This window comes from Mesorhizobium sp. M0051 (assembly GCF_040323235.1).
GTDB lineage: Bacteria > Pseudomonadota > Alphaproteobacteria > Rhizobiales > Rhizobiaceae > Mesorhizobium.
In genome coordinates, this window is sequence record NZ_JAMYUT010000003.1 from 1 (window position 1) to 26,750 (window position 26,750).

Consider the following 26,750-nt stretch of genomic DNA (forward strand, 5'->3'; position numbering starts at 1 on the left):
CCTGGCCCTGATCGAGCAGCTTGCGGAACATCTCGACGCCGGTGCAGGTCGTCTTGGTCGTCGGACGGATGCCGATGATCTCGAGCTCCTCGCCGACCTTGACCACGCCGCGCTCGACGCGGCCGGTGACAACCGTGCCACGGCCCGAGATCGAGAACACGTCTTCGATCGGCATCAGGAACGGCTTGTCGAGCGGACGAACCGGGGTCGGGATGTAGGCATCGACCGCAGCCATCAGCTCGCGGATCGCGTCCTCGCCGATCTTCTTGTCCGAATCTTCCAAAGCAGCAAGCGCCGAACCCTTGACGATCGGAATGTCGTCGCCGGGGAACTCGTTCTTGGTCAGAAGCTCGCGAACCTCGAGCTCGACCAGTTCGAGCAGCTCGGCGTCGTCGACCTGGTCGACCTTGTTCAAAAACACCACGATCGACGGCACGCCGACCTGACGGGCGAGCAGGATGTGCTCGCGGGTCTGCGGCATCGGGCCGTCGGCAGCCGACACGACCAGGATCGCGCCGTCCATCTGCGCGGCACCGGTGATCATGTTCTTCACATAGTCGGCGTGGCCGGGGCAGTCGACGTGAGCATAGTGGCGGTTGGCCGTCTCGTATTCGACGTGCGCCGTCGAGATCGTGATGCCGCGCGCCTTTTCTTCAGGGGCAGCGTCGATCTGGTCGTAGCGCTTGTATTCACCAAAATACTTGGTGATCGCAGCCGTCAGCGACGTCTTGCCATGGTCGACGTGGCCAATCGTGCCGATGTTCACGTGAGGCTTGTTACGCTCGAATTTACCTTTTGCCATAGTCTCTTTCCTTGGACGGCCCGGATCTTCAGTTCGGTCGAAGACCTTCAGTTCAGTCGAATGCGGGGCGATTAGCGACAAAGGCCAAAAAACACAAGCGTCTTTTGGCTGGGTGCCGTCTCACTCAGTCCGAACCATCGATCCGATTGCGGGGATGTGGCGCTGATATAGGAAGGCGCACCGCGAAATGAAATGGGTGGCGGGCCGATCGATCGATGCCGCGATAGCGTTGTCTTGCCTGCCCAATCCCTGTCTGATTCATGGCCAGGCCATGGACCATTGCTGAAGTCATCGAGGTCTGATCTCCTGACCGGATGCATTTCATCCCGCCCTCCATCCGTGGCCCGCTGTTCATGATCGTTTCGACGGGATCTTATCTCGTCAACGACACGATGATGAAGCTCGCGACGGCAGGCCTGCCGTCCTATGAAGTGCTGTTTCTGCGCGGTGCGGCGGCAGCGCTCTGGGGCTTCCCGCTGTTGTTCGCGCTGGGCTACGGCAAGCAGATTCCGCTGATCTTCGACGGCCATGTGCTGCGCAGGAACCTGCTCGAGCTGGCGGCGATCCTCTGCTATGTCGTGGCGCTCGCCAACATGCAGATCGCCGATTCCACCGCGCTTGGACAGATCACGCCGCTCTTGATGCTGGTCGGCTCCTCGATCCTGTTTGGCGAGCGGATCGGCGGCCGGCGCATGGCGCTGATCGGGCTCGGCTTCATCGGCGCGCTGATGGTGGCGCAGCCGACAATGCAAGGCATTTCGGTCTACGCCCTGCTGGCGCTCGGCAACGCCGCGTTGGCAGCCGCGCGCGACCTTGCCGGCAGGCGGGTCTCGGCCGAGGTGCCGGGCATGATCGTGGCGATTTCCGCCGTCGTGGTGGTGCTGATCGGCGCCGGTGCCGCGCATCTGGTTTCCGAGCGCTGGGTGATGCCCGGGATGCACCACCTGCTGCTGATGGCAGGTGCTGGATTTTTCCTGATCTTCGGCCACTTCTTCATCTTCATGGCCTATCGCGTCGGACCGACCAGTGCCGTGGCGCCGTTCTACTATTGCTTCACCGTCTGGGCGGTGATTTCAGGCCTGCTGGTGTTCGGGCAATTCCCCAACGCGCTGGCGATCTGCGGCATCCTGCTGGTTGTCGGCAGCGGACTGACCATCGTCTCGCTGGATCAGCGCCAGCGCCGGCTGGCCGTCGTCGCGTAGGCTGACGCCTAAAGCGTCCGCCTTGCGCTGAACTGGTGATAGGCCCACAGAACGACCACAGCTCCGATCACTGCGACGATCAGGCTGTAGATGTTGAGGCCGGTGACGCCTGACCTATAGGGGGACAACTTTTATGCGTCCTATTCCTATGGGGGGATCGGCCTCGCACAAGATCCACTTTGCAACGGCAATCTTGGTTGCGCAAGACAACCGTTGGTCGCGCAATACTAGATTAACCCGTTTTATGTCATCACTTTAAGGCAACTTAGGTGGTGATGAATCGTGAAATCGGTGTGGGAACTAAGGTTTAGAGATAATCATCGGGCTTCTGTCATTTCCGGCACCACGGTCCTGATGTTGCACGCCTTCATCTACGCATTTTTATCCCAGGCGGATCCCGTATTCGCAACGTTGTTTTCTCGATCATTCGGCCTTACAGCAGATCTCGGAAGATGCTCGGCGTCATTTTCCGCTATTGTGATGTCTCAGATGGTTTATTCCATCGTCTTTACCCTGCTGCTGATGCCTATCGCAGGGAAGTGCGCATTCGCGGCGATTACGGATGATGAAAACCGAAAATCATTCTTATGGATCGCCGGAGGTTCGTTGCTCTTGGCCGGATTCCTCGTTGGCCTTGCAACGACTGATCACGGATGGTGGCTGGCAAGCTTGGGCAGACGATCATTCATTCGCCGCACGCCTTTTCCGGAAGCCTGCCTGAACAGCCCTTACGTTCTTTATCCGCAGCTTTACGTCATCAGCCTCTGGCTTGCCGTGCTGACCTGGATAGCCCTGGCTGTGATCCTTGGTAGCATGAAGAGACTGAAGTTTCGTATTCAATACGATGATCTACCCTTAGATCCGCAATTGCGGGAAGAAATCCTGGAGATACGGGCAAAGTACCCACCCATCGCGACGCCGAAGCGAGTTAACAGATGGCACGCCTATTTCGGCTTCATTCTGATCGTTGGGGGCGGCGTGGTGGGGCTTTGGCACGGCTTCTACAAAGTAGGAACCGCCGTGATGTTGTTGGCATCAGGAATCTAGCTGGAGCGGGTAGCGGGAATCGAACCCGCATATTCAGCTTGGAAGGCTGCTGCTCTACCACTGAGCTATACCCGCGCCTTACCTGAAGTACCGGATTCACTCGAAAAGCGCCATGCACTTTTCAGTCCGATTCTTTCGCGTTTCAGGGCTTCCGGGCCGGCAGTGGTGGAGAGGGTTGGATTCGAACCAACGTAAGCTAAGCTAACGGATTTACAGTCCGTCCCCTTTAACCACTCGGGCACCTCTCCAGTCTGCCGCCGGAGCCATGCAACGAGGCATTCACGCCAATCCGGACCCGAGATATGTCTTCTCCGAAACCAGCGCAGCGCCTTATGGCGGCAAGCCCATTGGGTGTCAACCGCGCAACCAGGGTTTTTCGTTTCTGTTCGCCGGCTGCGGCGACGGGCCATATCCTTGACCGGAGGAGACCGCTATAGAAGCCAGCCATGAGCGATAAAACCAACACCCCGAAAGACACCCATTACGCCAAGCTGCGCCGCGCCTATCGCGACGAGAAAAGCGGCGGCGCGCCGGCATTCAGGCCCAAACAGCCGGTTCCGCCGGGCGAAAATGCCGCGGACGGCCTGGTGCGGCTCTATGGCCTGCATACGGTGCGGGCGGCACTCGACAACCCGCGCCGCAAGATCAGGAAGATGCTGGTGACGCGCAATGCGGCCGAGCGCCTCGAAATCGCCGATCTCGCCGCCCTGCCCTTCAAGACGGAACTGGTCGAACCCAGGGACATCGACAAGGTCACCGGCTCGGACGCCGTGCACCAGGGCGTGGTGATCGAGGCCGAGCCGCTGAAACCGAAGCGGCTTGATGCACTTGGCGATGCCAAGCTGGTGCTGGTGCTCGACCAGATCACCGATCCGCACAATGTCGGCGCCATCATGCGCTCGGCAGTCGCCTTCGGCGCCGGCGCGCTGATCACCACGGCTCGTCACAGCCCGCAGGAATCCGGCGTGCTGGCGAAATCCGCCTCCGGCGCGCTGGAGCATATCGACCAGATCGAGGTGAAGAATCTCGCCGACGCGCTCGGCCAACTGCACGAGGCCGGCTTTCAGACCATCGGCCTCGATTCGGACGGGCCGGCGGAACTCGAAACCAGCTTTGCCGGTGACAAGATAGCGTTGGTGCTGGGTGCGGAGGGCAAGGGCCTGCGCCAGAAGACGCGCGAGACGGTGACGACGCTGGCGCGGCTCGACATGCCCGGCGCGATCCATTCGCTCAACGTATCCAATGCCGCGGCGATCAGCCTTTACGTGGCGCGGACATTCTTGAAGCGCGCCTGAGCCAGAACAGCAGAAACATCTCGAAACGAAGAAACGGGTTTTCGCGACAGACGCCGGAACCCGCTCTTCGACGGGAAAGAGTTGGCGGCTTGGGAACGTTACGCCGCCCCTCGCCTGACCTATGCCGCTTTGCCCTTGGTTTCGGCTGCTCCGCTGCCGACCTCGAAATTCGCCATCCGCTCCAGCGCCCTGACCAGGGCCGAATGATCTTCCCTGGCGCCGCCATTGGCCGCGCAGGAATTGAACAGCTGCTGCGTGGTCGAGGTGTTGGGCAGCGACACGCCGAGCGCTTTCGCACCCTCCAGCGCCAGGTTCAAATCCTTCTGGTGCAGTTCGATGCGGAAGCCCGGCGCGAAGGTGCGCTTGACCATGCGCTCGCCATGCACTTCCAGAATGCGCGAAGCCGCCAGCCCGCCCATCAGCGCCTGCCTGACCTTGGCCGGATCGGCGCCGGCTTTTGAAGCAAAAACAAGCGCTTCGGCGACGGCTTCAATGGTCAGCGCGACGACGATCTGGTTGGCGACCTTGGTGGTCTGGCCAACGCCGTTGGGGCCGACCAAAGTGATGTTCTTGCCCATCTTCTCGAAGATTGGTTTGGCGCGCTCGAACGGCTTTTCCTCGCCACCAACCATAATGGTCAGCGACGCAGCCTTGGCCCCGACCTCGCCGCCCGAGACCGGCGCGTCGAGATAGTCGCAACCCAGCCCGTTGATCTTCTTGGCAAAAACCTTGGTCTCGATCGGCGAGATCGAGCTCATGTCGATGACCAGCTTGCCCTTCGTCAGGCCCGACGCGACGCCATTGTCGCCGAACAGCACGTCGGCCACCTGCGGGGTGTCGGGCACCATCAGGATAATGATGTCGGCAGCCTTGGCCACGGCCGCATGGCCGGAGACCGACTTCAGGCCCTTGGCGACGAGATCGGCAGGCGGCTTGGAGCGATGGTCGCTGGCGATCACCTCGTAGCCGGCGTCCAGCAGATGCCCAGCCATCGGCGCGCCCATGATGCCGAGGCCGATGAAACCGATGGTTTCCATTGTGGTTCTCCAAATGACTGTGTGAAACGCCCCCTCATCCGGCCCTTCGGGCCACCTTCTCCCCGAGGGGAGAAGAGGTCGCCAACGGCGGTGCCTGTCTCTTCTCCCCACCGGGGAGAAGGTGGCCGCGCAGCGGCCGGATGAGGGGGCCTCTAGTGCTTACGCCGCCGCGCTCCCCTTCCCGCTCAATTCCCTGAACCATCCCAACCCAGCTTCCGTGCCGGCCTTCGGCTTGTATTCCGCCCCGATCCAGCCGGAATAGCCGATGCGGTCGATGTGCTCGTAGAGGAAGGGATAGTTGATCTCGCCCGTCCCCGGCTCGTGACGGCCGGGATTGTCCGCAAGCTGGATATGCGCGATGCGGCTGAGATTAGCCTCGATTGTACGGGCGAGATCCCCCTCCATGATCTGCATGTGATAGATGTCGTATTGCAGGAACAGGTTCTTCGACCCGATACGATCGATCAGCGCCAGCGCCTGTTCCGAGTGTGTGAGGAAGAAACCCGGAATGTCGCGCGTGTTGATCGGCTCGATCAGCAGCCTGATGCCAGCCTGTTCCAGCTTCTCCGCCGCGAAGGCGAGATTTTCGGCAAAGACATCCTCCAGCACCTTGCGGTCGGCGCCCGCCGGCGCGATGCCTGCCAGGCAGTTGACCTGCTGGCAGCCAAGCGCTTGCGCATAGGCGACCGCCTTGGCGATGCCCTGGCGGAATTCCGGCACGCGGTCCGGCAATGCGGCAATGCCGCGCTCGCCCTTGCCCCAGTCGCCCGCCGGCAGGTTGAACAGCACCTGGGTCAGGCCGTTCTTCTTCAGCCGGGCAGCGACGATTTCGGGCGCATGGTCATACGGGCCGATATATTCGACGCCCTTGAAGCCGGCGCGGGCGGCCGCATCGAAACGGTCGAGGAAGTCATGTTCGCCAAAGAGCATCGACAGATTGGCTGAAAACCGTGGCATTCGTCTTGTCCTTCTTCTCAATCCAACATCACGATCGCCGTGGGCGCATCTTCCTGATGCTCGGCAAGGTCCTCGAATTCGGTGATCTTGTCGATCTCGGTGCCCATGGAGACGTTCGTGACGCGTTCGAGGATGAATTCGAGCACGACCGGAACCTGGTGTTCTTTCATCAGCCGCTGCGCCTCCTTGAAGGCGGCGGCAAATTCCTCGGGCTTGCGCACCCTGACCGCCTTGCAGCCCATCGCCTCTGCAACCGCAACGTGGTCGACGCCATAGCCAGCTTCCGGATCACCTGATCGGTTGATGTTCTCGAAGGCGAGACTGACCTCGAAATCCATCGAAAAACCGCGCTGCGCCTGGCGGATCAAGCCGAGATAGGCGTTGTTCACGACGACATGGAGATAGGGCAATTTGTGCTGCGCGCCGACCGCCAGTTCCTCGATCATGAACTGGAAATCATAGTCGCCAGACAGCGCGACGATGGTGCGGTCGGGATCGGCGGCGCGAACGCCAAGGGCTGCCGGCAAGGTCCAGCCGAGCGGGCCGGCCTGGCCGCAATTGATCCAGTTGCGCGGCTTGTAGACATGCAGGAACTGCGCGCCGGCGATCTGCGACAGGCCGATCGTGGTGACATAGGTGACGTCGCGGCCAAACGCCTTGTTCATCTCCTCGTAGACGCGCTGCGGCTTCAGCGGCACTTGGTCGAAATGCGTCTTGCGCTTCATCGTCTTCTTGCGGGCCTGGCATTCCTTGGCCCAGCCGGACCAGTCGCGCAGTCTGCCTGCCGTCTTCCACTCGGTGGCAACGTCAAGCAGCATCTTCAGAGCCGCACCTGCATCCGACACGACGCCGAGGTCCGGCGCGAAGACTCGGCCGATCTGCGTCGGCTCGATATCGACATGGATGAACTTTTTTCCCTTGGTGTAGACATCGACCGAGCCGGTGTGACGGTTGGCCCAGCGGTTGCCGATGCCGAAGACGAAGTCGGCCTCCAGCATCGTCGCATTGCCATAACGGTGCGAGGTCTGCAGGCCGCACATGCCGGCCATCAGCCGGTGGTCGTCCGGGATCGCGCCCCAGCCCATCAGCGTCGGGATGACCGGAACGCCCGAGATTTCGGCGAATTCGATGAGCAGATCAGACGCATCGGCGTTGATGATCCCACCGCCGGCGACGATCAGCGGCCTCTCGGCCGCGTTGAGCATCGTCAGCGCCTTTTCGGCCTGCGCGCGCGTCATGACCGGTTTGAACGGCGTCAACGGCTCATAGGCATCGATGTCGAACTCTATCTCGGCCAGCTGAACATCGACCGGCAGGTCGATCAGCACCGGGCCCGGTCGCGACGAGCGCATCAGGTGGAAGGCCTTCTGCAGCACCATGGGCACCAGATAGGGCTCCATGACGGTGACCGCCCATTTCGCGACCGGTGCGGCGATGGCTGATATGTCGACTGCCTGGAAATCCTCCTTGTTCAGGCGCGCGCGTGGCGCCTGACCGGTAATACACAGGATCGGAATGGAATCAGCCGCGGCCGAATAGAGCCCGGTGATCATGTCGGTGCCGGCCGGGCCCGAGGTGCCAATGCACAGGCCGATATTGCCAGCCTTGGCGCGGGTATAGCCCTCCGCCATGTGCGAGGCGGCCTCGACGTGACGGGCAAGCACATGGCGGATGGTGCCCCTCGCCTTCATCGCCGAATAGAACGGATTGATCGCCGCGCCCGGCACGCCGAAAGCGCAGGAAATACCTTCCTTTTCGAGAACGAGAACCGCGGCATCGACAGCGCGCATCCTGGCCATTTCCAGCCCTCCACAGGGTTTGTCATTGTTGGATTGGCCAAGGATGCCAGCAAGCCAGCTATTTTTCAATTTTTTCAGAATATTTTTTCATTTCTAGAAAACTGCGACTATATCTTGATTTTATTGGATTTTCTGTTTTCCAGAAACGCATCCATCCGACCGAGTGAAAAAGTTTTTCATTGTGTGTTTGGCGAAATCGGCGAGAATGGCGACATGGAAACAACAGAGAAACGCCAGCGCGGCCGCCCGCGCGCTTTCAACGGACCATCGGAGGCTTCGGTGCAGTCGCTCGATCGGGCGTTGCGTATCCTGGCCATCGTCGCGGAGGGCAGCGGCCTGTCGTTGAGCGAGATATCGGCGCAGAGCGGCTTGGCCGCGTCGACCGCCTACCGCATGCTGACGACGCTGCAAAACCACGGCATGGTCGAATTCGATACAAGCGACCAGTTGTGGTCGATCGGCGTCGAGACCTATCGCATGGGCGCGGCCTTCCTGCGCCGTCGCAAGCTGGTCGACCGCGCCCGTATCGTCATGCAGGAGCTGATGGAGAGAACCGGCGAGACCGCCAATCTCGGCGTCGCCGAGGATGACTGCGTGATCTTCGTCAGCCAGGTCGAGACGCATCAGGCGATCCGGGCCTTCTTCCGGCCGGGCACACGCAGCCCTTTCCATGCGTCGGGCATCGGCAAGGCGGTGCTGGCGCATCTCGAGCCGGAGCGCGTCGGAACTATCCTGCGCAAGGCAGGGCTGCAGCGCTTCACCGACAAGACGCTGTCCGACATCTCCGCCCTCGCCCACGATCTGGCACGAATCAAGCTGCGCGGCTGGTCGGTCGACGACGAGGAGCGGCACCCCGGCATGCGCTGCGTGGCGGCCGCCATCTTCAACGAATTCGGCGAGCCGATCGGCGGCGTTTCGGTCTCCGGGCCGACCGTGCGGGTGACGCCGGAGCGGCTGGCCGAAATCGGCCCGCTGGTGCGCGATGCCGCGGCCGAGGTGACCAGGATGATCGGCGGCGTCAGCTCGGCCTGAGATCATACGAACAGCGAAAAGAGAGGCGGTGGGGCGCCCCTCTTTTCAGCTGATTGGAACGCCACCTCCTCTCAGAGCCGGCAGTAGTGACGATAGCCGTCGTGGCCGATATAGGTGTCGGAGTCGACGTCGTAGCTTGCGTAACGATCGTAGCAGCGGCGGACATGCCATGAGCCGCCGTCTTCGTCGACATAAACGGTACGGGGCTGCTGGGAGAGCAGGCTGCCCAGCACGAAACCGCCAACGCCTGCGGCGATGCCGATACCGATGTCGCGGTTGTGATGGTTGTGGGCCGCCGAGGGCTGAACGGTGCCGAGCAGCGTGCTGGCGGCGACGGCGGTGGCGATGACGCCGGAAACGAGTGTGCGCGTGAACATGACGATCTCCTTGCTTCGTTGACCGAGGCGATCCATCCGCCTCTTGATCATCTGTCGCTGCGGCAAGGAAAAAGGTTCGAATCTTTTTTCGATTTTTCTGGAACGGCTTGGTTCGCTTGGGCCGTGGTCGTGCTGGCAGCCAGTTCGGCCCGCAGAGATCGGCGAGGACGTTGACGATGGTGCTCTTTGCTAGGGAGATCGGTAGCTTCGCCGGCGGTGCCTATTCGTGGCTAATCCCTACTCACCCCATGCCCGTGACGTGGCGAAGCCAGAAGGCGAGCGCGATGAAGCCGATGATGGTGGTGACGCCAACCCAGTCGACATTGGCCTTCTTCACATCGTTGATGATCTTCACCAGCAGCATCCAGGCTACGAAGATGATCGGGAGAATGATGACAAATCTGATCATGCCACACCCCTGCTCGAAGCGATTGCAACGTTTCCATATGTAGGAAACAATCCGGCGGTTTTCACGATGCCCTCCCCGACGGCCCACATCACATGCCGGGCAAACGGAGTTTTGTCTTTACTGGCGCAACAAATATGTTAACCGGAGCGCCGTGCCCTTGTAGCTCAGCTGGTAGAGCAGCGGTTTTGTAAACCGAAGGTCGGCGGTTCGATTCCGTCCGGGGGCACCATCCCACACGAGCCTCGACGACGTTCGGGAACAGTTCGGTCGGTTACCGCTAACCGCAATTCGATCGGTAAGCTCTGCTCACTGCTCAAGCGCTTCGATATTCGCGAGGACGCGCTGGAGCAGCGACACGAGTGTGTCAACCTCCTCCGGCGACAGACCTTTCATGATATCGGCATTGCCCTGCCGCAGTATCGCGCGGCCAGCCGGCAATCGCGCAAGCGCTTCGTCCGTCAGCGATATCAGGCTCGAGCGCCCGTCGCGCGGATCGGGCTCACGCTTGACGATGCCATCGCGCTCCATCCGGGCGAGCATCTGAGCCATGGTCGGCTGCTCCACCTTCGCCCAACGCGCGAGTTCCGTCTGTGACAGTCGTTCTCCATCCTTGAGTGCCACCAGTACGGGCAACTGCGCCGTGGCGAAGCCGAGGTCGCGCAGCCGCGCGTCGCCGATACGGCTCAGTTCGCGTGCGATACGGCTGAAGTAATGGCCAGGATGGCGAAGCGGCTCCCAATCATCATCGGTATTGGGCATTGCATAGGCTCCTATGTTCATTTACATAGGCTCCTATGTACATGGAGGTTGATGATATGGCAATGGATCGGATCGCGATCATCGGCGGCGGCCCCGGCGGGCTGTTGCTGGCGAGACTGCTGCAATTGGGCGGTCTCTCCCCCGTCGTGTTCGAGCGGGATGCGCATGCCGGGGAGCGGCCGCAAGGCGGATCGCTCGACCTGCATGACGAAACTGGCCAACGCGCGATGCGGCTGGCGGGCCTAGAATCCGAGTTCACCACTGCGGCCCGCCCCGAGGATCAGGGGGACCGGCTTTATGACGTTGACGGCACCCTGCTGTTCGACCGCAACGGGCCCGCTGACGATCGGCCCGAAATCGATCGGACGATCCTGCGTCAGATCCTTCTGGATGCGCTCACGCCCGGCACGGTGCGCTGGGGACATCGCGTCCTCGAAATCACGCCTGCCGACGATGGCCATGCGCTGATCGGCGATAGGTGGTGCGAGCGCTTCGATGTGGTGGTCGGCGCAGATGGCGCATGGTCGCGCGTTCGACCGCTGCTCAGCCATGCCGTGCCAGCCTATGAAGGCGTGACATTGGTCGAACTGGGCTTCGACGTGGAACGGCATCCCGCCATCGACGCACTGACAGGCAGTGGCAAGATGTTTGCGGTCGGCAACAATCGCGTCCTGATCACCCAGCGAAACGGGCTCGGCCATATTCGCGGATATGCCGGCCTGCGCCTGGACGAGGCGACCGCGCGGAACTGGCAGGCGGTGTCGCCCGAAAGGGTGCGCGCAGAGTTGCGTGAGCCCTTCGCCGAATGGGCTCCCGCGTTGAAGGAAATCATCGAGACCGGGGATTTCATCGCGGTCCGTCCACTCTATGCGCTGCCTGTCGGGCATCGCTGGACCAGTCGTTCGGGGCTGACTCTCCTGGGCGATGCGGCGCACCTGATGTCTCCCTTCTCGGGTGAAGGGGTGAATCTCGCGCTCGCCGATGCGGTTGATCTCGCCGAGGCATTGACCTCGGGCCACGGCTGGCAGGCCGTCAACGGATATGAAGAGGCAATGGCGGGACGGGCTGCCATCGCGGCGGAAGGGGCTGCTCAGGGCCTGAGCGGCGCCTTCTCGTCCGAGGGAGCTAGTCCGGTTCTGCAACATTACTTGTCACGGGTGAATGAACATTGACAGCCGACAAGGTGGTTGGACCCCGGTGGCACCCAGTTCACTGGCGGTAACTTGGTTACTGGCAGTCACAAGAGGCACCGATAACTTTGCAGCTTGATGAGCTTTCGTGCCCTTCTTCACCGGGCACTCGAGGTCGACTTTATGGATGTCGCGCTGTCCTACGTCGCCTTGTTCTATCTCGGCTGGATCGCGAGCGCCGGTCCAACATAAACGATGCAGCTAGCTTAGTAGGTCCGCCATTTCAAACCCCAATCGCCGCCACCAATATCCGGTTCTGCCTCCGTATCGCCGCGCGCAGTTCCGGTATCTTCGCCGCGTCGCGCCTCGCAAACTCAATGAACATCATGTTCATGTTGTTGAAGACCAGTTCGCCGAGCGCTGTCCCGTCGATGCCGCACCAGGCCGAGCGCCTGCAGCCGGGCGATGAGCGCGCGGATCTGCTTGGTGAGCGCGCGGTCGAGCGCGGCGTAGGCTTGGCCGAACGGGCCCGGTTCCATCTAGCTCTGCGAAAACAGGACGGGTATCCTGTTATTAGGCGACATCATCTCTGTCGGCCCGCTGATCGATCGACTTCTATCACTCGGACATCCCCGACTTCATGGCGACGCTCACGCGCCTGCGCGACCTTGGTGTCCGTCCGCCCCGATATCTTTATGAGGCGCTCGCAATTTGGGCAGACGCGTTCGCCCTCGTGAACGTATTCCTCACCCTCACTGACTTATAGACATAAGCGGTCCAGATGCCGGTCCCTACAAACGACGCTATGGCTGCCAGCAACGCATCACCTGCGAGCACCTTGTTCACCGGAACGCCCAGAATTGACGCGATCCAGATGGTGTCCAGGATGAATACGACCGGAATTGCAAGCCACTGGAACAGAAACAACCGCGGGAAGCGGTGGCTTCGCCGCAGCATCGAAACGAGCACGACCAGCTGAAGCGCCAGAAATGCCAGATTGAGAGCAAGCTCGCCATAGGCCGCCATGACCCCGTTCGGGAGAGCCATGAGTTGCTGGTAGCCTTCGGCCGAAATAGCCAAGTTGGCGAGTGTGCGCAGCGGTGACAATGCCTGGCCGATCGCCAGCAGCATCAGCCAGCCGCCGATGCCTACAAGAGCCGCAGGATTCTGTGACGGCTTCGTGGCTGATCGAACAGCAAAGAAAACAGGCACGCCGATCAACAGCAGCATGATCGCCCAATGCCAGATGGAAAACGCCCCCATTTACCCCTCCCCTATTTATGCCCCTATAAGTTGTACCAGATTTCAAATTCAACTCAAGAGTCGAGCCTCGTCTGAAACCAAGTCTTATGCCGAGCGGCGATTTCTCCTGTCTGCTCCTGACTCCTCACACCCCGATCGCCGCTACCAATAGCCGGTTCTGCCTGTGTATCGCGGCGCGTACCTCCGTGGTCCTTGCCTCGTCGCGCTTCGCGATGAACATCGTGTCATGTTGCCGTAATCAGTTCGCGGAATGCTGCCCCGTCGGTATCCCAGCCGCATAAGGCCAAGCGCCTACGGCCGGGCGACCAGAGGGCAAATCCGCGCGGTGAGCGAGCGATCGGGCCCGGTACAGGCCTGGCCGAACGGGCTGTCGGGCAGTTGTGTCGAGATCGCCATCGCCTGCCGCCACATCTCCTTGCTCGGATAGCGTAGCGAGGTGTTCGACAGGGATGTCGATCATCCTCCGATTTCTTGACACATTTTGTGATTTGCACGCTACCGCTAACGGGGCTCTGGTAGGCATAGGCCTTTCCGGCTTCAGGCACTTGGCGGAAAGGGCGGGGCGGGTGTGAAAGGTGGCCAACCATGGCCGAGGCAAGCACCATTGTCTTAAGCGGCGACTATGGGTACACCCAGTATAAGGTATCCGGCCTGGCCGCCGACACCACCATCGATGCCACCGACGCCTCGTGGATCGTCGCCAATCAGGGAAGCCCCACCAACCTCTATCCCTTCGCGGTCGTCAACCCCGGCGCCAACCTCCTGGCATTTGGCGGCACGATCAACGGCACGGTCTCACAAACCGGCGACTGGGAGGACATTTACGTCAACTCCGCCGCAGTCCGTATAAATTCAGCCCACAACTTTGTCATCGACGATTGGACGGTTACCCAGCCCTGGGACGGCATCCGTGTCGGCGGCACGGGCACCTTCGTCATCGAAGATAGCTATGTCGGCTACTCCCGCGACGACGCGGTCGAGGACGATGACGTCATCGGCGGCACGATCAAGGATTCCCTGTTCGACCACGTGTTTTCCGGAGTGAGCCTTGGCGACGGTGACGTTGATGGGTCTGACAACACAGTCATCATGGATGGCATGCTTCTGGGCATGGGAGAGTACCTTCGCAAAGGCGAGATGACCCACGGTTCGCCGTTTAAACTCGACAAGGGGACAGGCTCTAACGATATCGTGCCCAGCCTGCACTTTATCGATTGTGTGGTGGCGATCACCGACGTGAACCACAACGGCATGGAGCGGCTGCAGCGGGCCTGGGACAAGACGGTCGAGTCGCACGGCAACTACTATCTCAACCTCTCTGACACGCCGCTGCCGTCCAGTTATCCAATGCCGCCCGACGGTTGGACGGTCCTTCAAGGCCAGGCGGCGCGCGACTACTGGGCCAACGCCAAGGCGGTCTGGCATGCAGCCCATGACGGGACTGACCAGCCACCGTCACCGCCGACCCCGCCTACCGACCCGACCACGGGAACTACCGGGGACGACACTTTTTTCGGCACTGCCGCGGCCGATACCTATGATGCTTTGGCTGGCAACGACATACTGTGGGGCCGGGGTGGCAACGACGTGCTCAACGGTGGCGCCGGCAAGGACACCTTCGTGTTTGACACGGCCTTTGGCCCGGACAATGTCGCTACGCTCCCCGACTTCCACGCAGCGGACGACGCGCTCTATCTCGACAACGCCGTCTTCACCAGCCTCGGCCCCGGATCGTTGTCCAGCCCGACGCAGGTGAACTCGTCCTATTTCGAGTTGCGCCAGCACGCCACCAGCCATAACGATTACCTGCTCTACAACCAGACCACAGGCATTCTGTACTATGACCCCGATGGCTCGAAATCGGCCGCTCAGGTGGAAATCGCCCACCTACAGGCCGGGGCGGTCCTGACCTTCCACGACGTGTACGTCATTTGATCGCCGATGCGATCGCACACGGCACTACGAAGCGCGGGCGTGAGGTCCGACGAGCTACGCCGGATTCTGTGAAGGCTTATTGGCGGATCGGACTGCAAAGATCCCTCCCCTAGAGATGCCGCTATGGGTTGCACTTCAGGTTCGACTCAAGAGGGCTGGGCACCGTCGCCTTCCAACGATCGATACTGCCGCCCGTTCTTGACAATCACACCCCGATCGCCGCCACCAGTATCCGGTTCTGCCTGCGTATCGCCGCGCGCAGTTCCGGGATCTTCGCCTTGTCGCGTTTAACGAACTCGATGAACATCATGTTCATGTTGTTGAAGATCAATTCGCCGAGCGCCGCCCCGTCGATGTCCTGCCGCACAAGGCCGAGCGCCTGCAGCCGGGCGATCAGCGCGCGGATCTGTTCGGTCAGCGCGCGGTCAAGCGCGGTGTAGGCCTGGCCGAACGGGCTGTCGGGCAGTTGCGTCGAGATCGCCATCGCCTGCCGCCACATCTCCTTGCTGAGATAGTGCAGCGAGTGCTCGATATAGATGCCGACCAGCGTGTCCAGCGCATCGCCGACATTGGCCGGCGGCCTGGCGACGACGCCCTGCCCGGCATTGAGCACCTCGTTGACCTCCAGCGAGACGATGGCGCCGAGGATGTCGCCCTTGTTCTGATAGTAATTGTAGATGGTGCCGATCGAGACTTCGGCCTGGGCAGCGATAGCCTCGATCTTGGCACCCTCATAACCGGCGTCGCGGAAAAGCTCCGCGGCCGCCTCGATGATGCGGCGGTGCCGATCCGCCTTTTGCCTTGCCCGCAATCCGCTCATCTTAGCCTCTTGCCATAAAAACAGAATTGACTCAATTTTAGAATTGGTTCAATTTTTTGCAAGAAGCCACAAAGGCAAGGGAGAACACTCGATGTCCGATAAACCTGCATCCAGGAATCCGCTTTCTGTTCTGAGGAGCCGTCTGCATGCGGCGTGTGCCGCCACCGCGCTGCTGCTTGGAGCAGGCAGCGCTGCCCAGGCCGCCGACCTCAATGCGCTGATCTGGTGCGATCATGCCGATCCGGCGCTGCTGCAGCCGTTCGAGGAGGCCAATGGCGTCAAGGTCAACGTCAAGGAATTCGAGGGCACCGGCGCTGGGCTCGCCATCGTCGAGCAGTCGCAGCCGGGCGACTGGGACGTGATGGTGATCGACAGCATCGACGTGCCGCGCGGTGTCGAGAAGGGCCTGTTCGAGCCGCTGCCGGAAGACAGACTGCCACTGGCTGACCTGTTCCCGCAGGTGAAGATGGACGGCTCCACCGTGGTCGGCGGCAAGCGCTACGGCATCACTGAAAAGTTCGGCTACAACACGATCGGCTACAACAAGACCAAGGTCGACCCGGCCGACATGCAGTCGATGGCTGCGCTGACCGGCGACAAGTACAAGGGCAAGGTCGCCATCTACGACTACTATCTGCCGGTCATCGGCATGGCCGCGCTGGCCATCGGCAAGAAGACGGCCGAGCTGACCGAAGCCGACCTGCCCGCCCTCAAGGATGAGCTTCTCAAGATGAAGGCGAACGCCAAGCTGGTCGGCGAAGTGACCGCCAGCCAGACGGCGCTGGCGACCGGCGAGGTCGACATACTTGTTGGTGGCGGCGAATGGGTGACGGCGGGGCTGGCCAAGGAAAACCCGGCGCTGGACTTCTCTATTCCCAGAGAAGGTGCAGTTCTGTGGTCGCAGTCGCTGGCCATGTTCAAGGATTCCAAAAATAAGGACATGGCGCTGAAATTCATCCAGTACATCATGAGCCCGGAAGGCCAGGCGCGGCTTGCCACCTCGTCCTGCTACTGGGGCATGCCGGCGAACACCAAGGCGACGCTGACCGACGAGCAGAAAAAGATCCTGCGTTTCGACGAGCAGCCGGGCTTCCTCGCCCGCGCCCAGTCCTATCCGGCGCCGAACGCCGATCTCGACAAGAAGATGCAGGATATGTGGACCGAAATACTGCAGGCAAAATGAGCGATTGCGGCTGATGAAGTCAATTGGAAGCAACGGGCGTGCCTTGCCCTGGGCGCTGGTGACGCCAGCGCTCAGCTGGACGCTTTTGTTCTTCGTGCTGCCCTTCATCGCCATGGGGCTGTCCAGCCTGACGGCGCATGAGGGCGGCGGCTTCACGGCGTCCAACTACAGCCAGTTCTTCACCAACCCCTCCTACTGGCAAGCGATGGTGAACTCGCTTGAGGTGACGGCGATCGTCACCGTCGTCTCCGTGCTGCTCGCCTACCCGTTTGCCTGGATCCTGGCGGAACAGGTGCCGGAACGCTGGCAACGGCTGGCGCTGATGCTGGCCGTGCTGCCGTTCTGGACCTCCTATGTCGTGCGCTCCTATTCCTGGCTGCTGGTGCTGGCACAGAACGGCGTGGTCAACCGGGCGCTGACCGGCACCGGCCTGTTCAGCGAGCCGCTGCAACTCGCCAATACACGGTTCGCCACCGTCACCGGCTTCGTGCATTTCTTCATCATGCTTTTGACGCTGACGATCTTCGCCAACCTCAAGCAGCTCAGCCCGAGCTACCGCAAGGCCGCCGCCGATCTCGGCGCCGGGCCGGTGCGCACCTTCCTGCATGTCGTCCTGCCGCTGACTTTGCCCGGCATCATGGTCGGCGCCTTCCTCACTTTCGTGCTGTGTATCGGCGACTACATCACGCCGCAGATCCTGGGCGGCAACAACGAACTCCTGATGCCGCAGCTGGTGATGATGCAGATCGGCCGGCGCGGTGACTTTCCGCTGGCCTCGGCGCTGTCGATCATCCTGATGGCGGTGGTCACCATTGCCTATCTCGGCTGCGCGCGCTGGCTGAAGATCGAGCGAGCCTGAGATGGCCAGGATCGTCCGCATCGCCTCGTGGCTCTACGCCGTCCTGATCTACGGCTTCATCTTCCTGCCGGTGATCGTGCTGGTGCTGTTTTCGTTGCAGGCGACGTCGTTTCCGATCCCGCCCTTCACCGGCCCGTCGCTGCGCTGGTACGATGCGGTTCTCTCCGACCCGCGGCTGACCTCGGCGCTGGTCAATTCGCTGCTGGTGGCGTCCATCTCGTCGTTTGCGGCCGTCACGCTCGGCTTCCTCTCCGCCTGGGGCTTTGCCCGTTTCGTCCTGCCCGGCTCCGGTCTGCTGCGCGGGCTGATCACGCTGCCACTGACCGTCAGCTACCTCATCATCGGCATGGGACTGCTGGTGCTGTTCAACTGGGCCGGGGTGCCGAAATCGCTGCTCGCCGCCGGCATCGGCCATGTCGTGATCAACCTGCCGCTGTGCTTTGCCATCATCTACAGCCAGATGGGCGACCACCAGATCAACATCGAACGCGCCGCGCGCGATCTCGGCGCGCCGGAATGGAAAGTGCTGCTGTTGATCACCGTGCCGGTCATGGCGCCGGCAATCTTCGCCGGCTTCTTCCTGTCGATGACCTTCTCGTGGGACGAGTTCGTCATCTCTTTCCTTTTGACCCGTTTCGACACGACCTTGCCGGTGGAAATCTGGAACCTGCTGCGCTCCGGCCTCAACCCGAAAACCAATGCCGTCGGCTCGCTGGTCTTCGCCGTCTCGATCGTGCTGGTCGTGCTGTTCGAACTGACATTGCTGCGCAGGAGAAGAGCATGACTGCACCCCTGGTCGACATAAGTTCCGTATCGCATCGCTTTGGCCAGCAAATCGTGCTGAAGAATGTCTCGCTCAAGATCGAGCCGGGCAGCTACACGATCCTGCTCGGACCCTCAGGCTCCGGCAAGACGACGCTGCTGTCCATTCTGGGCGGCTTCGTCACGCCCAGCGAAGGCAAAGTGTTCATCCGCGGCGAGGACTGCACCTCGGTGCCGCCGGCCAAGCGCCCGACGACGACGGTGTTCCAGGACTACGCGCTGTTCCCGCATATGAGCGTCGGCGGCAATGTCGGTTTTGGGCTGCGCATGCAGGGCGTCGACGGCGCGACCCGGGCTGCAAAGGCACGCGAGGCGCTGGCGCTGGTTGGGCTGGCCTCCGCTTTCGACAAGAAGCCGCATCAGCTCTCCGGCGGCCAGCGGCAGCGCGTGGCTCTGGCGCGGGCGCTGGTGATCGAACCGGCGGTGCTTTTGCTCGACGAGCCGCTCGGCGCGCTCGACCTCAAACTGCGCCGGCAAATGCAGGACGAGTTGAAGGCAATCCAGAAGCGCGTCGGCACAGCCTTCATTCATGTCACCCACGACCAGGAAGAAGCGATGGCGCTGGCCGACCATTGCGTGGTGATGAATGACGGGCGCATCGAGGACGAAGGCCCGCCCGAGCGCGTCTATGCGCGGCCGGCGACGCGCTTCTCCGCGACCTTCATGGGCGAAAGCACGATCCTCGCCGGCAAGGTTGCGGAGGCCAAGGACAGGACCAGCACGGTCGCGACGCCCGTCGGGCCGATTTCACTGCCCGGCGCGTTGCCGGTCGGCTCGGCCGTCGGGCTCGCCATACGGCCGGAGCATCTCGTCTTCGGCGTGGCCAGCGGCGATGTCGGGCTTGGCACGGCCGAGGTGAGCGACATCGTCTTCCAGGGCAGCTTCAAGCGCGTGCTCGCCGTTTCCGTCGAAGATCCGTCGCTACACTTCATCGCCAGGCTGCCGCCTACCTCCACCGTCCAGCCTGGCGACACGGTCGCGATTTCGTGCGATATCGGCGCGATCATCCTTTTGACGGATTGAACATGGGCACGCTTCCGCTCATCGACGCTCCAGACTGGTACGAGACCATCCGCATGGGCGATGGCGTGACGCTGATCCACGAGCCGTGGATCAAGCCATTCTTCCGCTGCAACATGTGGCATGTGCGCGGCCGCGACCGCGATCTCCTGTTCGATACCGGGCTTGGCCATTTCAGCCTCAGGCGTCATGTGCCGCTCGTGAGCGAGCGACAACTGACCTGCGTCGCCAGCCACACGCATTTCGATCACATCGGCTGCCACCATGAATTTCCCGATCGCTGGGTGCATGCAGCCGAGGCTCAAATCCTCGCCGATCCGCGCAACGAATGGACCGCCGCCAGCACCTACGCGACGGACGAGATGTTCGAGGGCATGCCGCAAGGCTGGGACACGGCACGCTACGGCATTCTACCCGCACCCGCCGGTCGTCTGCTCGCACATGGCGATGTCGTCGATCTCGGCGACCGCGCCTTCGAGGTGATCCATACGCCCGGCCACTCGCCCGGCGGCATCGCGCTCTACGAAAACAGGACGGGCATCCTGTTGTCCGGAGACATCATCTATGACGGCCCGCTGATCGACGATGTCTACCACTCCGTGGTCGATGACTATGTCGCCACCTTGCTGCGCCTGCGCGACCTCGACGTCTCGGTCGTGCATGGCGGCCATTTCCCGAGCTTCGGAAAAGTGCGCTATCGCCAGCTTGTCGACGAGTACTTGGCGCAGAAGCGGCAAGCCGGCTGCCATCTGCGGCAGCGTTCATAGCTGAGTTGAGCGTGATTTCGGCGATCAGCGCCGGCTGACGATCCGTTGGCGAAACCACTCGAACACCACTCAATACCTTCTTGGTAGCCGGTTTGCGCAGCAGCTTTGGCGCACGCTATCGACGCGGCGGCCGACCGGATCTGCTGAGGAGAACTTCGTGACTACAGCGCCCTTTGTGGGCATGGCGCCCCGGCGGCATCACCACAGCGCGACGCCGTGGGTTGAGGCCGGAAGCTCGTCTCTTCGGACTGGCGCACCAGTTCGGCAAAGAGCAGCGCGAAGCTTCCCAGCATCAGAAAGACGATGATCAGGCGTGTTGCCGGCAATATGACGGCCTCGACTGGCTAGCCCCACGCCACCCATCCGATGCCCGGCTAACATGACGGGTCCGGCTTTACGAGAGCTTAAGCCCGGTCTTAACCATCACATTCGCGCAGCCTCTGACATGACGCGCGAACGGCACGTCCGCAACCCGCCGTTCTGCCGTCGCCTTGCCATCCGGGATAGCCACGGCATCCGGGATAGCCATGGCATCCAGGATAGCCACGGCATCCGGGATAATGCCTCTCTTTGCAGACCTGGCCCGCCCATGCTACCCCGGCGCTGGCGCGGCCCAGCAACAGCGTGCTGCCAACCGGTCGTCGTCGGGGAACCATGAGCAAAACCGCCAGCCGCATCGCCTTCGTCTCGTCCGACACCGCCGACGCCAAGACGGCGCTGGAAGGCCTGTCGGCGCGCTATGGCCAGTCCTCCGTCGAGGATGCCGAGATCGTCGTCGCGCTTGGCGGTGACGGCTTCCTGCTGCAGACGCTGCGCGAGACGATGGGGACCGGCAAGAAGGTCTACGGCATGAACCGTGGCACCATCGGTTTCCTGATGAACGAGTACCGGTCCGGCGGGCTCACCGAGCGGATCGCGGCCGCGGTCGCAGAAACGATCCGCCCGCTGGAGATGCTGGCCGAGACCTCGGCAGGCGAAACGCTTTCGGCGCTGGCGATCAACGAAGTCGCGCTGTGGCGGCAATCCTATCAGACGGCCAAAATCCGCATCACCGTCGACGAGCAAATACGGCTCGAGGAACTGAGCTGCGACGGTGTGATGATCGCGACGCCGGCCGGGTCCACCGCCTACAATCTTTCCGCGCACGGGCCGATCCTGCCGCTCGACGCGCCCCTGCTGGCGCTGACCCCGGTCAGCCCGTTTCGCCCGCGCCGCTGGCGCGGCGCGCTGCTCTCCAACAAGGCGACCGTGCGCTTCGACATTCTCGAGCCGGAAAAGCGGCCTGTGAACGCCGCCGCCGACCATACGGAAGTCAAGGCGGTGACCTCGGTCACGGTCAGGGAATCGCCCACTGCGACGGCGACGTTGCTGTTTGATCCCAACCATTCCTGGAACGAACGCATTCTCGCCGAACAGTTCCGCTATTGAGCCGGCGCCGCGACCGACACCTCGATTAAGCATCCCGATTAAGGTTACAACTTCACAATCGCGCCAATCACGGCCGTTTCTGTTGACAAATCGAGGGCTTGCTCCTAATTGCAATACCAATCTTGCAGGCGCGTGGCGCTTGCCGCGATAGACGCCGTTAGACGCCGTTGCGCTTCCCCGAACCAGCCAAAGACAGCAACAATTGTCCTCAGACACCACGACCGCTCCAGAAGCGTTGACCTTTTCAGACCTAGGCCTGTCGCCGAAGGTTCTTTCCGCAGTCACCGACGCCGGCTACACGCAGCCGACGCCGATACAGTCTGGTGCCATTCCGCACGCGCTTCTCGGCAAGGACGTGCTGGGCATTGCCCAGACCGGCACCGGCAAGACGGCATCCTTCGTGCTGCCGATGCTCACAAGACTGGAAAAGGGCCGCGCCCGTGCCCGCATGCCGCGCACGCTCATTCTCGAGCCGACACGTGAGCTTGCCGCGCAGGTCGAGGAAAACTTCGTCAAATACGGCAAGAACCACAAGCTCAACATTGCGCTCTTGATTGGCGGCGTGTCGTTCGACGAACAGGACAAGAAGCTGGAGCGCGGCGCCGACGTGCTGATCGCGACGCCCGGCCGCCTGCTCGATCACCGTGAGCGTGGCAAGCTGTTGCTCAATGGCGTCGAGATCCTTGTTATCGACGAAGCGGACCGCATGCTCGACATGGGCTTCATCCCCGACATCGAGCGCATTTGCGAGATGATCCCGTTCACCAGGCAGACGCTGTTCTTCTCGGCGACGATGCCGCCGGAGATCACCAAACTCACCGAAAAATTCCTGCACGCGCCGGTGCGCGTCGAGGTTTCGAAGGCCGCGTCCGCAGCGACCAACATCATCCAGCGCCTGGTCAAGTCCGGCTCCAAGCCATGGGACAAGCGCGAGACCTTGCGCAATTTGATCAAGGCAGAGGATGCGGAACTGAAGAACGCCATCATCTTTTGCAACCGCAAGGTGGAAGTGTCGGAACTGTTCCGCTCGCTGCTGAAGTATGATTTCGACGCCGGCGCGCTGCATGGCGACATGGACCAGCGCGCGCGCATGCAGATGCTGGCTAATTTCCGCGATGGCAAGCTGCGCTACCTGGTCGCCTCCGACGTCGCCGCGCGCGGTCTCGACATCCCCGATGTCAGCCACGTCTTCAATTACGACGTGCCGATCCATGCCGAGGACTACGTTCACCGCATCGGCCGCACCGGACGCGCCGGGCGCTCTGGAAAATCCTTCACCATCGCGACCAAGTCGGACACCAAGTACATCGACGCCATCGAGCGGCTGATCGGCAACAAGATCGAGTGGCATGATGGCGACCTGTCGACAGTGGTCGCCAGCGAAGGCGAGGACGATGCTCCGCGCCGCGGCAAAGGCGCGCCGCGCCGTGCCGGCCGCAAGGACGACGAACGCAAGGACAGGGGCGACCGCAAACCACGCGAACGCCACGCCAGGCACAGTGAAGAACCGGCACCGGAAACGGTCCGCGAGGATCAGCCCGATGTGGCCGAGGGCGCGGTCGCCGACATCGGCGAACGCCGCTCGCGCAAGGACGCGATCCGGTCGGAAAACACCGAGCGCAAATCATCCGATCGCAACGAGCAGCGCGCACCGGAACGCGGCGACACCAGGCCGCAGCGCGACAGCAACCGCCCTGCCCGCCAACGCCACCAGGAAGACAACGACTCCACCGTCGGCTTCGGCGATGACATGCCAGCCTTCATGAAGATCGTCGCCAAGGTCTGATACGACAGCGCTGCGCGTCCTCTTGGACGCGCAAAAGCAGCCGTTTGCGCTGGAATCGGCAATTTGCCGATTCGTATCGCCAGATCGGCACCGAGATCGACAAATCCATCGGAAAGCTGGAGGTCAACCTCGACCCGAGGATAGGTCCGCATGTAATCCGCGATGACCCGTACGAGGAAATCCGGACCGAACAGAACTGGTGCGCTCACGCGCAGGATGCCTGACGGCTCCGATCGCTGGTTGCGGATTGCAGTGCTCGCCAGACAGCAGCAATCAATTGTCGGGAAGCGGCAGCGGTGTGTCACTCAAGGTCCGCAGGTAAGCGATGAGGTCAGCTCGCTGCTTCTCGTCCTGCAGACCCGGGAAAATCATATCTGTTCCGGGCAAAGCGAATGCCGGATTTGAGATAAAAGAATTGAGGTCCTCAAAGGTCCAAGTGCCGCCGGCTTCCTTTATAGCTGACGAATACGGGACATCGCTTTGTGAGGCCTTCGGCCGCCCTACGACGCCCCACAGATTAACCCGTTTGGGAATCTTAAGGTTCGGCGATGCAAGATGACAAGCCCCGCACGTTCCGTCGAAAATTTCCTTGCCTGATTCAGCGCTTGCCGATGCAAGTCGAGCCGAAATCGGCGCAACGGCCGGTCGTCCGGCGCCATGACTGCGCAAGTAGGCCACGATGTCATCGTGACCCCTGAGCTTAGCCAAATGTATGGGCGGATTTCCATTCGATGTCAGTGCGTTGACCTCTGCCCCGGCGTCCACAAGATGAATGACGCATTGAAGGCAGCCATTTTCGGCAGCCACGTGCAGCGGCGTCTGCGCTTTCGCCACCTGATTTGGATCGGCCCCATTGTCGAGCAACAGCTTCACGATCTCGGCGTGCCCAGCCTTGTTGGCGGCGTAGAGTGGCGTTCTTTGCCAGCTGACGGGCAGGTTGACGTCCGCGCCACGATTGATCAGAAGTTTGGCTAACTCGACATTTCCGCCTTCGCAGGCGATGTAGAGCGCCGTAACGCCGTCAATTTCGTTGACAGCGGCGCCTTTGTCCAAGGCGGAAGCCACCGCCGCGACGTCGCCATTCCTGACAAGATCACCTAAGTTGCTCGCGTGGGCGGGCAGTGTAAAAAGGCAAAGGACGCATGAAGCTCTTGTCACCCACATGCGTCCTCGCTTGATCATTGTATCCTCCCTGAAGAGAGTTCCATGACGGGTTGATCTAGAACAAGAGCTTGCTGGTGGTGACACGGCTAGCCGAGAATGGCCGCTTTCGCCTCGGAAGCAGACATGTTGATCCAACCATGCCCGTTTATGAATTCACGCCCTAAAGCGTGTCGCGTCCGAACGGATCCAGGCGACCCGCTTTAGGTCTTTGTGTCATGCATGTCGTTGTCCCATAACCGAGGTTTGGGCGACATGCTCTAGCCAGCCTGGCTCGCCCGTTACATCGGTCCAGGCATCATCTTGGTCGGCTTCTCCAGCATCGGAAATTCGGCCTTACTGCATTTCACGTTCGGGTTCGTCGGACTGAACATCCCGTTCGGGTTGTCCGTCAGCCAGGCGTGAAGATCATAGTGCACAAACTCCCGCGGGATGAGCGGATAGTGCCCCTCCATCGGTCCCATGAAGGTTTGGCCGAAAAGCTTCGGAGGTTCCTTGATGTCTGGCGTCAGAGGCACCAGCCATTCCGCACCCACCAGGCGCAAACCCTTCTTGGTCGGTTCGTAAATGAGCACATTGGGGTGCATCGGGTCGAGTTTTTGGCCGACACTCGGGACGTTGACGAAATGGATACCCATGGCGCCTTTCGGGTAATCCATCGCACCCGCTATCTTTTCGCCGCTGTAGTAGACGCAGCCGACTGTCGACAGATAAAGGTCGCGGACGGCTGCGGTGTAGTCTTCATATTTGGCGAGCGACTTTTTCAAGGCATCGATGTCGGCCTTGTTGGCGTCCTCGGCCCGCGCCGTAGCGACGCCCAACCATGCGCTCATCAGGCCTGTTAAAGCAAGGACGCCGCAGCGCCCAAGACTGGCTGTTCTTGGCATGCATTCCTCCCAGATTTTCTCATCTGGCCGTGCAAGACCCGAGGCGGAAAAAAATGCTGAGTGCGCGGCCAGTTGCACCGCCTCATCCCCTACGGAACGGCAATTACGCTATTCCTTTCCGTGGTTGCGGGAAAGTTTTTATTTAGCATAAACTAATGTTCTGGCGCTGATCCGAAGAGCGCCCTTAACAGCCCAAACAAAAACGGCCCCAACGCGGGGCCGCTTCGCATTCCTCGCCGAACAGATCAGGTAAGCGGCGACAGCTGGATTTCGACGCGGCGGTTCTGAGCGCGCCCTTCGGCCGTAGCGTTCGATGCGACCGGACGCGTCTTGCCGAAACCGGTGACGGCGAAGCGGCGCTGATCGACGCCCTGGCCGTACAAATAGTTGGCGACCGCCAGGGCGCGGCGCTGGGACAGGTCGAAATTGTGCTGATCCCCACCAGTCGAATCGGTGTGGCCGAACACATCGACCGTGGTCTGCTTGAACTTCTTCAGCACCAGCGCGACCGAATTCAGCACCTGGTAGAAGCCGGGCTTCACTGCGTCCTGATCCGTATTGAAGGTGATATCGGAGGGCATGTTGAGGATGATCTGGTCGCCGCTACGGGTGACGCTGACGCCGGTACCCTCGAGTTGCCGGCGCAGTTCGGCTTCGTTCTGGTCCATTGTGGCGCCGATGGCACCACCGGCAAGCGCACCGATGCCCGCGCCGATCAGCGCGTTGCGGCGGTCATTGCCGCCGGCAAGCAGGCCAAGGCTGGCACCCGCCAGGGCGCCAAGGCCAGCACCGGCAGCGGTGTTGGAAATCTTCTGGTCGCCTGTATACGGATCAGTGGTGGTGCAGGCACTCATGAGCACAGCCGTCGCCACGACGACGAGCACAGTCTTTTTCATAGGATGGTCCCTCTCCAAGTCACGCCTTGCGGTGGCGCCAAATCAGCCCTTCCGGCGACTTGTACCATGAATTGCGG

At 61.5% G+C, this 26,750-nt stretch carries 26 protein-coding genes, 3 tRNA genes and 2 pseudogenes; 14 read left to right on the top strand and 17 right to left on the bottom strand.

The features are described 5' to 3' along the window. On the bottom strand, positions 1–802 hold an 802-nt coding region (locus NKJ90_RS03690; protein WP_352485684.1), incomplete at its 3' end, for an elongation factor Tu. A gap of 314 nt (positions 803–1,116) precedes the next feature. On the opposite strand from NKJ90_RS03690, the gene NKJ90_RS03695 reads away from it, so the two are divergent. Continuing rightward, complete coding sequence (locus NKJ90_RS03695; protein WP_023757980.1) at positions 1,117–2,004, top strand: DMT family transporter; 888 nt, start codon at positions 1,117–1,119, stop codon at positions 2,002–2,004. A gap of 8 nt (positions 2,005–2,012) precedes the next feature. Here the strand turns inward: NKJ90_RS03695 and NKJ90_RS03700 are convergent. Continuing rightward, positions 2,013–2,114 (bottom strand): annotated as a pseudogene (locus NKJ90_RS03700) (GlsB/YeaQ/YmgE family stress response membrane protein); the annotation flags it as partial. 172 nt (positions 2,115–2,286) lie between these two features. Here NKJ90_RS03700 and NKJ90_RS03705 point away from each other — a divergent pair. Continuing rightward, complete coding sequence (locus tag NKJ90_RS03705) at positions 2,287–3,051, top strand: hypothetical protein (RefSeq protein WP_156938487.1); 765 nt, start codon at positions 2,287–2,289, stop codon at positions 3,049–3,051. 1 nt (position 3,052) lies between these two features. Here the strand turns inward: NKJ90_RS03705 and NKJ90_RS03710 are convergent. Both NKJ90_RS03710 and NKJ90_RS03715 read right to left on the bottom strand, forming a co-directional pair. Further along, positions 3,053–3,126: transfer RNA gene (locus NKJ90_RS03710), tRNA-Gly, on the bottom strand. Between the two features lie 88 nt (positions 3,127–3,214). Beyond that, positions 3,215–3,299, bottom strand: a tRNA-Tyr gene (locus NKJ90_RS03715). A 198-nt stretch (positions 3,300–3,497) separates the two neighbouring features. On the opposite strand from NKJ90_RS03715, the gene rlmB reads away from it, so the two are divergent. Beyond that, the gene (rlmB, locus tag NKJ90_RS03720; RefSeq protein WP_023757982.1) at positions 3,498–4,346 is read left to right on the top strand and encodes a 23S rRNA (guanosine(2251)-2'-O)-methyltransferase RlmB; all 849 of its coding nucleotides are present in this window, start codon (positions 3,498–3,500) and stop codon (positions 4,344–4,346) included. A 119-nt stretch (positions 4,347–4,465) separates the two neighbouring features. Here the strand turns inward: rlmB and NKJ90_RS03725 are convergent, their stop codons facing one another. The 3 genes from NKJ90_RS03725 to gcl form a co-directional block, all read right to left on the bottom strand. Further along, positions 4,466–5,398 (bottom strand): 2-hydroxy-3-oxopropionate reductase, encoded by a 933-nt coding sequence (locus tag NKJ90_RS03725; RefSeq protein ID WP_280948940.1) that lies wholly within the window; start codon positions 5,396–5,398, stop codon positions 4,466–4,468. A gap of 144 nt (positions 5,399–5,542) precedes the next feature. Continuing rightward, entirely contained in the window at positions 5,543–6,340 is a 798-nt protein-coding gene (gene otnI / locus NKJ90_RS03730) for a 2-oxo-tetronate isomerase (protein ID WP_023757984.1), read from the bottom strand. A gap of 17 nt (positions 6,341–6,357) precedes the next feature. Then, entirely contained in the window at positions 6,358–8,139 is a 1,782-nt protein-coding gene (gene gcl, locus NKJ90_RS03735; protein WP_352485685.1) for a glyoxylate carboligase, read from the bottom strand. Between the two features lie 213 nt (positions 8,140–8,352). Between gcl and bhcR the strand changes: the two genes are divergently transcribed. Continuing rightward, positions 8,353–9,171, top strand: a complete 819-nt coding sequence (gene bhcR, locus NKJ90_RS03740) for an HTH-type transcriptional regulator BhcR (RefSeq protein WP_352485687.1) — start codon at positions 8,353–8,355, stop codon at positions 9,169–9,171. A 71-nt stretch (positions 9,172–9,242) separates the two neighbouring features. Here bhcR and NKJ90_RS03745 read toward each other — a convergent pair whose 3' ends face one another. Beyond that, entirely contained in the window at positions 9,243–9,548 is a 306-nt protein-coding gene (locus NKJ90_RS03745; protein ID WP_023757986.1) for a BA14K family protein, read from the bottom strand. A gap of 241 nt (positions 9,549–9,789) precedes the next feature. After that, on the bottom strand, positions 9,790–9,957 hold the full coding sequence (locus tag NKJ90_RS03750; RefSeq protein ID WP_023757987.1) for a hypothetical protein: 168 nt from the start codon (positions 9,955–9,957) through the stop codon (positions 9,790–9,792). A gap of 153 nt (positions 9,958–10,110) precedes the next feature. On the opposite strand from NKJ90_RS03750, the gene NKJ90_RS03755 reads away from it, so the two are divergent. After that, positions 10,111–10,186, top strand: a tRNA-Thr gene (locus NKJ90_RS03755). Positions 10,187–10,263: 77 nt separating this feature from the next. Here the strand turns inward: NKJ90_RS03755 and NKJ90_RS03760 are convergent. Further along, complete coding sequence (locus tag NKJ90_RS03760) at positions 10,264–10,716, bottom strand: MarR family winged helix-turn-helix transcriptional regulator (RefSeq protein WP_023759357.1); 453 nt, start codon at positions 10,714–10,716, stop codon at positions 10,264–10,266. A 62-nt stretch (positions 10,717–10,778) separates the two neighbouring features. Between NKJ90_RS03760 and NKJ90_RS03765 the strand changes: the two genes are divergently transcribed. Next, positions 10,779–11,888, top strand: coding sequence for an FAD-dependent oxidoreductase (locus NKJ90_RS03765; protein ID WP_245266611.1), 1,110 nt, complete (start codon positions 10,779–10,781; stop codon positions 11,886–11,888). Between the two features lie 332 nt (positions 11,889–12,220). On the opposite strand, the gene NKJ90_RS03770 is transcribed toward NKJ90_RS03765, so the two are convergent. Further along, on the bottom strand, positions 12,221–12,385 hold the full coding sequence (locus tag NKJ90_RS03770; RefSeq protein ID WP_023759360.1) for a hypothetical protein: 165 nt from the start codon (positions 12,383–12,385) through the stop codon (positions 12,221–12,223). A 154-nt stretch (positions 12,386–12,539) separates the two neighbouring features. Then, positions 12,540–13,109, bottom strand: a complete 570-nt coding sequence (locus NKJ90_RS03775) for a DUF2569 family protein (RefSeq protein WP_023759361.1) — start codon at positions 13,107–13,109, stop codon at positions 12,540–12,542. 585 nt (positions 13,110–13,694) lie between these two features. Between NKJ90_RS03775 and NKJ90_RS03780 the strand changes: the two genes are divergently transcribed. Next, the gene (locus NKJ90_RS03780) at positions 13,695–15,044 is read left to right on the top strand and encodes a calcium-binding protein (RefSeq protein WP_023759363.1); all 1,350 of its coding nucleotides are present in this window, start codon (positions 13,695–13,697) and stop codon (positions 15,042–15,044) included. A gap of 205 nt (positions 15,045–15,249) precedes the next feature. Here the strand turns inward: NKJ90_RS03780 and NKJ90_RS03785 are convergent, their stop codons facing one another. Further along, positions 15,250–15,864 (bottom strand): TetR/AcrR family transcriptional regulator, encoded by a 615-nt coding sequence (locus tag NKJ90_RS03785; RefSeq protein ID WP_023759364.1) that lies wholly within the window; start codon positions 15,862–15,864, stop codon positions 15,250–15,252. A 91-nt stretch (positions 15,865–15,955) separates the two neighbouring features. Here NKJ90_RS03785 and NKJ90_RS03790 point away from each other — a divergent pair, with 91 nt between their 5' ends. From NKJ90_RS03790 to NKJ90_RS03820, 7 genes are all read left to right on the top strand, one after another. Next, positions 15,956–17,047: a polyamine ABC transporter substrate-binding protein gene (locus tag NKJ90_RS03790; protein WP_023759365.1), complete on the top strand. Its 1,092-nt coding sequence runs from the start codon at positions 15,956–15,958 to the stop codon at positions 17,045–17,047. A gap of 13 nt (positions 17,048–17,060) precedes the next feature. Continuing rightward, complete coding sequence (locus tag NKJ90_RS03795; RefSeq protein ID WP_023759366.1) at positions 17,061–17,906, top strand: ABC transporter permease; 846 nt, start codon at positions 17,061–17,063, stop codon at positions 17,904–17,906. 1 nt (position 17,907) lies between these two features. Next, positions 17,908–18,690, top strand: coding sequence for an ABC transporter permease (locus tag NKJ90_RS03800; RefSeq protein WP_023759367.1), 783 nt, complete (start codon positions 17,908–17,910; stop codon positions 18,688–18,690). Continuing rightward, positions 18,687–19,751, top strand: a complete 1,065-nt coding sequence (locus NKJ90_RS03805; protein ID WP_023759368.1) for an ABC transporter ATP-binding protein — start codon at positions 18,687–18,689, stop codon at positions 19,749–19,751. Before NKJ90_RS03800 ends, NKJ90_RS03805 begins: the two co-directional genes overlap by 4 nt. A 2-nt stretch (positions 19,752–19,753) precedes the next feature. After that, positions 19,754–20,515: an MBL fold metallo-hydrolase gene (locus NKJ90_RS03810; RefSeq protein WP_023759369.1), complete on the top strand. Its 762-nt coding sequence runs from the start codon at positions 19,754–19,756 to the stop codon at positions 20,513–20,515. A 654-nt stretch (positions 20,516–21,169) separates the two neighbouring features. Beyond that, positions 21,170–21,943 carry an NAD kinase gene (locus tag NKJ90_RS03815; RefSeq protein ID WP_023759371.1) on the top strand — a complete coding sequence of 258 codons (774 nt, stop codon included), beginning with the start codon at positions 21,170–21,172 and terminating at the stop codon, positions 21,941–21,943. 202 nt (positions 21,944–22,145) lie between these two features. After that, a complete protein-coding gene (locus NKJ90_RS03820) occupies positions 22,146–23,729 on the top strand; it encodes a DEAD/DEAH box helicase (protein ID WP_031260221.1) in 1,584 nt (527 codons plus the stop codon). 65 nt (positions 23,730–23,794) lie between these two features. Here the strand turns inward: NKJ90_RS03820 and NKJ90_RS03825 are convergent. The 4 genes and pseudogenes from NKJ90_RS03825 to NKJ90_RS03840 form a co-directional block, all read right to left on the bottom strand. Next, a pseudogene (locus NKJ90_RS03825) lies at positions 23,795–24,034 on the bottom strand (LysR substrate-binding domain-containing protein); the annotation flags it as partial. Next, positions 24,003–24,911 (bottom strand): ankyrin repeat domain-containing protein, encoded by a 909-nt coding sequence (locus NKJ90_RS03830; RefSeq protein ID WP_031260222.1) that lies wholly within the window; start codon positions 24,909–24,911, stop codon positions 24,003–24,005. The pseudogene NKJ90_RS03825 and the gene NKJ90_RS03830, both read right to left, overlap by 32 nt. 260 nt (positions 24,912–25,171) lie before the next feature. Beyond that, a complete protein-coding gene (locus tag NKJ90_RS03835; protein WP_023759375.1) occupies positions 25,172–25,777 on the bottom strand; it encodes a hypothetical protein in 606 nt (201 codons plus the stop codon). 245 nt (positions 25,778–26,022) lie between these two features. Then, positions 26,023–26,673: a YiaD family glycine zipper/OmpA-like lipoprotein gene (locus tag NKJ90_RS03840; protein ID WP_023759376.1), complete on the bottom strand. Its 651-nt coding sequence runs from the start codon at positions 26,671–26,673 to the stop codon at positions 26,023–26,025. Between the last annotated feature and the right edge of the window lie 77 nt (positions 26,674–26,750).